Below are 6884 nucleotides of genomic sequence, written 5' to 3'. Positions count from 1 at the left end.
ACCGTGCCGATCACGGCCGCGCGGTCTGCCGCATCCGACCGGACGGCCTTGGCGCCGGTCTCGACGGCAAGAGCGTCCGCGGCATCCTTCGAACCGGCATAGGTGAATGTCACGTCGGCGCCATCGCCGACGAAACGGCGGACGATTGCGGCCCCGATGCCGCGGCTGCCGCCCAGAACCAGCGCTTTCTTTCCATGGAAGTCAGTCATTGTCGTGTCTCCTTCAAAGAGGCTTGAGGTTTAATGTAATGAACGCTACATAAATCGAGCGGTCAGTGCAGTCAAGGATTTTGTAATGAGTACTACAAAAAAGATCTCGTCGCGCGGTCGGCCCCGCGCTTTCGACAAGGAGGAGGCACTGGCAAAGGCCCAGGCGCTTTTCCATGCGAAGGGATACGATGCCTTGAGCGTCGCCGATCTCACCGAGGCGATCGGCATCAATCCGCCGAGCTTTTATGCCGCTTTCGGCAGCAAGGCGGAGCTCTACTCAGCCGCCTTGAAGCGTTACGAAGAGAGGGAAGGTCTGGATGTTCCAGGCGCCCTGGCAGCGGACAGACCGCTCGACGAAGGCGTGGCCGGACTGCTGAGGCAGGCTGCCGACAACTACGGCAGCGGTGACGCACCCGGCTGCATGGTGATCGAGGGAGCAAGAGGCACGGTTGACCCGCAGGCCTCCGACCAGGCCCGGCGCATGCTGGACATGAGCCGCAAGGTCATCCACGCCGCAATCGCAGGCCGTGAACCGCAGCGTGCCGAACTCATCACCGATTACATCATGATGGCGATGTCCGGCCTCTCGGCGAGCGCCCGCAACGGCATGGCCACGGACCGCCTGCGCGCACTGGCCGCAATCGCCTCCAACCAGCTTTCCCATCATCTGAAGGAAATCGAACAATGAGCGCCTGGATCAAATTCGACCTCTCGTCCATCGCGCCGGAAGAAGGCGCCCCGGCTCCGGACCGGCTGGTCTCCGGCACCCCGACATTCCGCACCTGGAATTTCGAGGAGGCGGACGGCGGGGTTTATGCCGGCATCTGGGAAGCGACGCCCGGCAAGTGGCGGATCGTCTATGAGGAGTGGGAATATTTCCACATCCTCTCCGGCCACTCGATCGTCACCGAGGAGGGCGGCGCGGCGGTCCAATTGAAGCCGGGCGACAGCATGATCCTCAGACCCGGGTTCAAGGGAACCTGGGAAGTCGTTGAAACGACTCGCAAGGATTACGTGATCAGGGTTTGATCAGGCTTCTTCACCCCGCTTGAAGGCCTTGGCGAATTCGTCCGACGAAATGAACGCCAGCGTCCGCCGCAATTCCTCCGACTTTTCCTTGCCGAATGCCTTGTCGAAACGGTCTTGGGCGGTCTGCCAGCGGACGGTGAGGTCGCGCTGTATGGCTGCGCCTGTCTCCGTCAGGCGGACACGTTTGGCGCGGCGGTCTTGGGGATCAGGCACCAGTTCCACTAGGCCATCGCGGATCAGCGGCTTCAACGTGTGGCCGAGCGCCGAGAGGTCCATGACCATCGCCTCCGCGAGATTTTTCAAGGTCGGCTGGTTGGATCCGGCGATCTGGGATATCAGGGAGAACTGCGTTCCCTTGAGGCCTGTATCGCCCATCGCATCCTCATAGAGCTGGCCAAGATGCCGTGAGGCGCGGCGCACTGCGGTATTGCTGCAATGAAGCCAGACGCCGTCTTCGTTCTGCGCTTGGCTGTCGTGTTTGCCTTTGTCCGTCATGTCTCGTTCCGATCCTGCCGCGGGACAATGCCCGCTTTTGGCTGGCCCTTCCACTCCGATAAAAATTTACGGCCGCCCCTTGCGGGCTCTATTCCTCCTTTTCATATATAGTGGCATATGCCTGTAAATTCCAGATACCGAAACGCCGGCCGCGACACCACTCGAAAAACCTCTGCCCGAAAAACCTCTGAAGGAAATCGACCATGACCAACACCTCAAAACTCGGAACCGCACTCGTGACCGGCGCATCATCGGGCATCGGCGCGACCTATGCGGAAAAGCTCGCCCAGCGCGGCTATGATCTTGTCCTTGTCGCCCGGGACGCGGATCGGCTGAAGACGCTTGCCGGCCGTTTGACGAGCGAACATGGCATCAAGGCGGACGTGCTGCGCGCCGACCTCAGCCAACGTGCCGATGTGCTCACCGTCGACAAACGCCTGCGCGAAGACAGCTCGATCACCCTCTTCGTCAACAATGCCGGCATCGGCCCCAAAGGCCCGCTGCTGAAAGCCGATCCGGATTATCTCGATCAGATGGTCGATCTCAACGTCACTGCCGCCAACCGTCTCGCGGTCGCGGCCGCCCAGGCTTTCGTTGCCCGGGGTCAGGGCGCCATCGTCAACATCGCCTCCGCCGTGGCGCTCGCCGCAGAATTCTTCAGCGGCACCTATGCCGCCAGCAAGGCCTTCGTACTGGCCCTGACGGAAGCCCTCGCTGCCGAATTGAAGGACACCGGCGTCAGGATCCAGGCGGTCCTGCCCGGCTATACCCGCACCGAAATCTTCGATCGGGTCGGCGGCTCGATGGACAATCTCGACCCGAACTCGGTCATGGAAGTGGGCGACCTTGTCGACGCGGCGCTTGTGGGTCTCGACCGCGGCGAACTCGTCACCATGCCGTCGCTTGCCGATACGCAGCTTTATGAGACCTACACGACCGCCCGCGGCGGGTTGCGCCCCTATCTGTCGCTCAACAAGCCGGCAACCCGGTATGGGGTTGCCGCCCAGGCTTGATCAGAACAATCGACGGGCAGCCGCAGCAGGTGTCTGCAGTTGCTCATCGAAGGCACCTTCGCGCTTGGCTACACCGCGATCGCCATCTCGCTCACGGAGCCAGCAACTCTATCGCCACCGCCGGGGGCAGAAACGCCTCCCGCGGTCCATTTTTTGGCGTTTCACCAGCGGGTTATCACACCGAGTGGTGCCATCTTTTCATCAATTGAGATCAAGGCCATGTCTTCAATGATGGCTTGGGCCGCAAGAATCCGATCAAACGGATCCTGATGTATCCCTGGTGGCAGAACGCTCCTCACCATATGAGCGCTTGTAATGGGAAGGTCGGCAAAGCCGTTCTCCTGAACAACTTCGGAGAAGTTGGGCAAGACGCTGATTGCCGTAGGCAGTTTGCCCTTCTTATGTTTTGTGGCGATTTCCCAGGCGGACGCTGCGCTAACATAGATATCGTTCTTTTCATCTATGATCAGTTCGCGGGCTGCGGATGAGAGATCAGGATGATCGTTGAGCCACCAAAGGAGCGCATGCGTGTCGAGCAGATATCTCATTCGCCAGTCAGTTCTCTGATTTCAGCCTCGCTCAAAGGTTCAAAGAACTCGGGGCCTACCACGAGCTTGCCTTTCAAGCGCCCTGGCTTTCTTTTAGCCGATACGGATCTGTGAGACGTTTTTTCTCGCGTTTCAAACAATGTTGTGAGAGCCGCGTCTACGTCCCCAGCTTCAAGAGCGCTTACCAGTTTTTCCATTTGTTCCTTGCTAGGAAAATTGGAAAGCTCGAAGAGCGACAACGTACCGGGGTGATTTTCCTTAGATTCATTGTCCAAAACCGGGGTCCTCAGAGTCAATTTTGAGCAGCCAATATACGCGTTATTTGCGACGTCGAAAACTCCCACTCACCAGGCCAGGTCCAGCCGCTCAAGCCCGTGGAAATGATAGACGTCCTTGACCACCGGCGTCCTCGTGATCCGCATGCCGGGCAGTCGCCGAAAGAGGATCGGCAGCACGGTATTGAGTTCCAGCCTTGCAAGCGGCGCGCCGATGCAGAAATGGATGCCGGCTCCGAAGGAGAGGTTTGCGGCTTCCTGCCGGTCGGACTTGAAAACCAGCGGATAGGAGAACTTCTTCGGATCGAGATTGGCGGCGGCGAGGATGAGGCTCACCTTGTCGCCGCGCTTGAAGGATAGTCCGTCGATTTCGACATCCTCGAGCGCCCAGCGCTGGAAGATGTGCACGGGTGCGCAAATGCGCAGCGTTTCCTCGACCGTTCGCTCCGTCGCCGCCTCGTCGGGGAAAAGCTCTGCCGGGGACAGGCCGCTCTCCAGGATCACCCGCACCGAATTGCCGATCTGGTGCACCGTCGCCTCGTGGCCGGCATTGAGCAGCACGATGGTGGTCGAGACAAGTTCGTCGTCGGTGAGATACTGGCCCTTGTGCTCCGTGTGGATCATGTGGGTGAGGAGATCTTCGCGCGGCTCCCGGCGGCGCTCAGAGATCAGGCCTTTGACGTAGTCGGAAAATTCCTTGGTCGCGCAGTCGGCAGTATGTTCGTCGTCCGCGCTCCGCTTGAACATGTACATGCCGACATAGGCGTGTGACCATTTGAGAAGCTGCGGTCCCATCGCGTCCGGGATGCCGATCATCCTTGCGATCATCGTGACCGGGATGATGTCGGCGAAGGCGGAGAGCAGCTCTGTCTCCCCTTGGCCCTCGAACCCGTCGATCAGCCTTTCGGCCAGTTCCGCGATCTCCGGCCGAAGCCTTTCGATATGCCGCGACACGAAGGCGCGGTTGACGAGCGTGCGAAGCCGGGTGTGCTCGGGCGGCTCGAGCTCCAGCAGCGAATGCCGCTCGGCGAGATCGAAGTTTTCGAGATGCGGCAAGGGTTCGGGCAGGCCGAGTTCTTCGCGACTGGCGATATGCAGAATCTGCCGCCCGAACCGCCGGTCGCGCAACAGCCCGTTCACCTGGTCGTAGCCGGTGAAGAACCATTGCCGCTGTTCTTCCCAGTAGAAGGTCGGACAATGTTCGTGGAGGAGGGCGTAGACGCGGTTCGGGTCGCTATAGAAAGCCGGGTTGCGGCCGTCGAGCGAGACGCGGCGCGTTTGAGGATTGATGTGGAGAAAATCGGGCAGGGCGGTCATCCGAAAGACCTAGCGGATTTCCCAGGCGCGGGAAAGGTTGAGTGATTGACGCAATTCAGGATTGCGATCATGTTTGGATGCAAGGGCCGCTGTCGAGCGGGGAGGGAAGTCTGTGTGCCTGTCATCGCGCGAATATAAGGTCATGCTGCATGCGAAGGAGTTTGCCGGCGATGAAGCTGCCCGCGATAGAGCGGTGGCGCGCTTCTGGGAGCGTCTGCGCGCGGAACTGCAAGGCGCCGACATCGATACGCAGGGCAGGCTTGATGTCCAGAAGGACAGCAAGCAACGTGACGTCTTCTTTCTGGATACCGAGAAACGGGATCTCTACCACCGTTCCGACCTCGTTTTCCGCATGCGTCGCAAGCTCGATTCCAGCAAGGACTGGAAGGCGACGCTGAAGTTCCGCCACGGCGACCGCCTGCTTGCCGAAGCGCAGGATTTTGAACTGCGGAAGAAGAGCGACGAAGAGCCCAAGTTCGAGGAGGACGTGAAGGCGATGCCGCCTGCCGACACGCCCCGTTTCTGGGCGCTGTTCAGCCGTTCGGTGGAAGCGGAATTCAATCCGAAGCACATGCCCGTAACCGTCGGCGAGTGCCTTGGGCCTTACACGGATATTCGCAAAGCCCCGCTGCCGGCGCTCGACACACCGGTTCAGACCGTCGCCGACTTGCATGTCGTCGAACATGTCTACGAGGAAGGGTGGATCAGGCTTTCGAAGGAGATCGACGCGGAATGCGCCCTGATCCTCTGGCGGGAGGAGGAAAAGCTTCGGACGCCGATCGCCGCCGAGTTCAGCTTCCGCTTTCCTCTCCAAGAAGGCCAGGCGGATATCAAGGTCGTGCGCAAGGCCTGGACGGTGATGAAGACGCTTCTCAAGTCGCCGCTGGTCGATCCGAAGGGGCCGACCAAGACGGCTCTGGCCTATGGCGACGCCGATTGATCATTCCCCGACCGCTACGCCCTCGCGGCGCGGGTCGGCGCTGCCCACGAGACCGCTCGCGGTGATCTCGATCGCGTGCAGTCCGGAATTCATCTCGCCCGGCTTCACCTCGTAACCGAGCGCCTTCAACGGTTCGGCAAACTTTTCGGCCCCGGTGCCGGCCTCGATCTCGTAAGGCCCGAAACGGTTGATGAAATGCGACTGGGCGACGATCTGCTCCACGGGCATATCCCAGTCGATATAGGCGATCAGCGCCTGGGCCACGTAACCGATGATCTGGCTGCCGCCCGGCGAACCGATCGCCAGCAGCGGTTTGCCGTCCTTCATCACAATCGTCGGCGCCATCGAGGAACGCGGCCGCTTGCCCGGCTCGACGCGGTTGGCGACGGGCAGGCTGCCGTCATGGGTCTTGAAGGAGAAGTCGGTGAGCTCGTTGTTGAGCAGGAAGCCGTTTGTCATCAGCCGCGAGCCGAAACCGCTTTCGATCGTCGTGGTCATCGACACGACGTTACCCTCTCTGTCGACGATGACGAAATGGCTGGTGGAGGGCAGCTCGATCGCGGCATCGCGGCCGAACAGCAGCGCATGGTCCCATTCCGGCTCGCCGGCCTTCACCTGGTCGGCGCTAAGAGCCTTGGTGCCGTCGAGCGGGGCGGCGCGCTTGCCGAGATAGTCCTTCTTCAGCAGGCCGTTGATCGGCAAGGGCTGGAAATCCGGATCGGCCAGATACCTTTCGCGGTCGGCAAAGGCGAGGCGCTGGGCGTCGCCGACGATCCGCCAGCTTTCGACGTTCTGGGCTCCGAGTGCCTTGATGTCGAAATTTTCGATCAGCCCGAGCATTTGCCCGATCGCCACCGCGCCGGAGGAGGGGGGCCCCATGCCGCAGATGTCGAGCGCGCGATAGGCGGCGCAGACCGGCTCGCGTTCCTTGACACGGTAATTGGCGAGATCGGCGAGCTGAAGACGAGGAGTGCCCGCGAGGCGATCGCCCGTCTCAATCCGCATGTCCGGGTCGTCGATTTCGAGGAGCGTTTTTCCGCCGAATGGGCGGCACGCAA

General features: G+C 60.9%; 10 protein-coding genes. 4 read left to right on the top strand and 6 right to left on the bottom strand.

What is annotated here, in order from left to right; translation table 11 throughout:
- A partial coding sequence (locus MOV61_RS27130; protein WP_247138808.1) for an SDR family NAD(P)-dependent oxidoreductase occupies positions 1 to 209 on the bottom strand: 209 nt, incomplete at its 3' end.
- A gap of 85 nt (positions 210 to 294) precedes the next feature.
- Between MOV61_RS27130 and MOV61_RS27125 the strand changes: the two genes are divergently transcribed.
- Together MOV61_RS27125 and MOV61_RS27120 are read left to right on the top strand one after the other, a co-directional pair.
- Positions 295 to 897, top strand: coding sequence for a TetR/AcrR family transcriptional regulator (locus MOV61_RS27125; protein WP_247138807.1), 603 nt, complete (start codon positions 295 to 297; stop codon positions 895 to 897).
- Entirely contained in the window at positions 894 to 1238 is a 345-nt protein-coding gene (locus MOV61_RS27120; protein WP_247138806.1) for a cupin domain-containing protein, read from the top strand. Before MOV61_RS27125 ends, MOV61_RS27120 begins: the two co-directional genes overlap by 4 nt.
- Here MOV61_RS27120 and MOV61_RS27115 read toward each other — a convergent pair whose 3' ends face one another.
- Positions 1239 to 1733, bottom strand: a complete 495-nt coding sequence (locus MOV61_RS27115) for a MarR family winged helix-turn-helix transcriptional regulator (RefSeq protein ID WP_247138805.1) — start codon at positions 1731 to 1733, stop codon at positions 1239 to 1241. It lies immediately after the preceding gene.
- Positions 1734 to 1936: 203 nt separating this feature from the next.
- Between MOV61_RS27115 and MOV61_RS27110 the strand changes: the two genes are divergently transcribed.
- Positions 1937 to 2746, top strand: a complete 810-nt coding sequence (locus MOV61_RS27110; protein WP_247138804.1) for an SDR family oxidoreductase — start codon at positions 1937 to 1939, stop codon at positions 2744 to 2746.
- A 161-nt stretch (positions 2747 to 2907) separates the two neighbouring features.
- Here the strand turns inward: MOV61_RS27110 and MOV61_RS27105 are convergent, their stop codons facing one another.
- The 3 genes from MOV61_RS27105 to MOV61_RS27095 all read right to left on the bottom strand — a co-directional run bounded on the left by MOV61_RS27105 (position 2908) and on the right by MOV61_RS27095 (position 4886).
- A complete protein-coding gene (locus MOV61_RS27105; RefSeq protein ID WP_247138803.1) occupies positions 2908 to 3294 on the bottom strand; it encodes a type II toxin-antitoxin system VapC family toxin in 387 nt (128 codons plus the stop codon).
- The gene (locus MOV61_RS27100) at positions 3291 to 3569 is read right to left on the bottom strand and encodes a hypothetical protein (RefSeq protein WP_038541929.1); all 279 of its coding nucleotides are present in this window, start codon (positions 3567 to 3569) and stop codon (positions 3291 to 3293) included. The genes MOV61_RS27105 and MOV61_RS27100 overlap by 4 nt, the downstream gene beginning before the upstream one ends.
- 69 nt (positions 3570 to 3638) lie before the next feature.
- Positions 3639 to 4886, bottom strand: coding sequence for a cytochrome P450 (locus MOV61_RS27095; RefSeq protein WP_247138802.1), 1248 nt, complete (start codon positions 4884 to 4886; stop codon positions 3639 to 3641).
- A gap of 142 nt (positions 4887 to 5028) precedes the next feature.
- Here MOV61_RS27095 and MOV61_RS27090 point away from each other — a divergent pair, with 142 nt between their 5' ends.
- A complete protein-coding gene (locus tag MOV61_RS27090; protein ID WP_247138801.1) occupies positions 5029 to 5826 on the top strand; it encodes a hypothetical protein in 798 nt (265 codons plus the stop codon).
- Here MOV61_RS27090 and MOV61_RS27085 read toward each other — a convergent pair.
- Positions 5827 to 6884: gamma-glutamyltransferase family protein (locus MOV61_RS27085; protein ID WP_247138800.1), on the bottom strand; the 1058-nt coding region annotated here is incomplete at its 5' end.

Source organism: Neorhizobium sp. BETTINA12A (genome assembly GCF_023006485.1).
Taxonomy (GTDB): Bacteria; Pseudomonadota; Alphaproteobacteria; order Rhizobiales; family Rhizobiaceae; genus Neorhizobium.
This window is presented reverse-complemented; position numbering and strand designations above follow the sequence as displayed.

Excerpts from the sequence above, each read along its gene's own strand:
- MOV61_RS27120 (WP_247138806.1), top strand. The coding sequence starts at position 894 with ATGAGCGCCTGGATCAAATTCGACCTCTCGTCCATCGCGCCGGAAGAA.
- MOV61_RS27090 (WP_247138801.1), top strand. The coding sequence starts at position 5,029 with ATGCTGCATGCGAAGGAGTTTGCCGGCGATGAAGCTGCCCGCGATAGA.
- MOV61_RS27125 (WP_247138807.1), top strand. The coding sequence starts at position 295 with ATGAGTACTACAAAAAAGATCTCGTCGCGCGGTCGGCCCCGCGCTTTC.
- MOV61_RS27095 (WP_247138802.1), bottom strand. The coding sequence starts at position 4,886 with ATGACCGCCCTGCCCGATTTTCTCCACATCAATCCTCAAACGCGCCGC.
- MOV61_RS27115 (WP_247138805.1), bottom strand. The coding sequence starts at position 1,733 with ATGACGGACAAAGGCAAACACGACAGCCAAGCGCAGAACGAAGACGGC.
- MOV61_RS27110 (WP_247138804.1), top strand. The coding sequence starts at position 1,937 with ATGACCAACACCTCAAAACTCGGAACCGCACTCGTGACCGGCGCATCA.
- MOV61_RS27105 (WP_247138803.1), bottom strand. The coding sequence starts at position 3,294 with ATGAGATATCTGCTCGACACGCATGCGCTCCTTTGGTGGCTCAACGAT.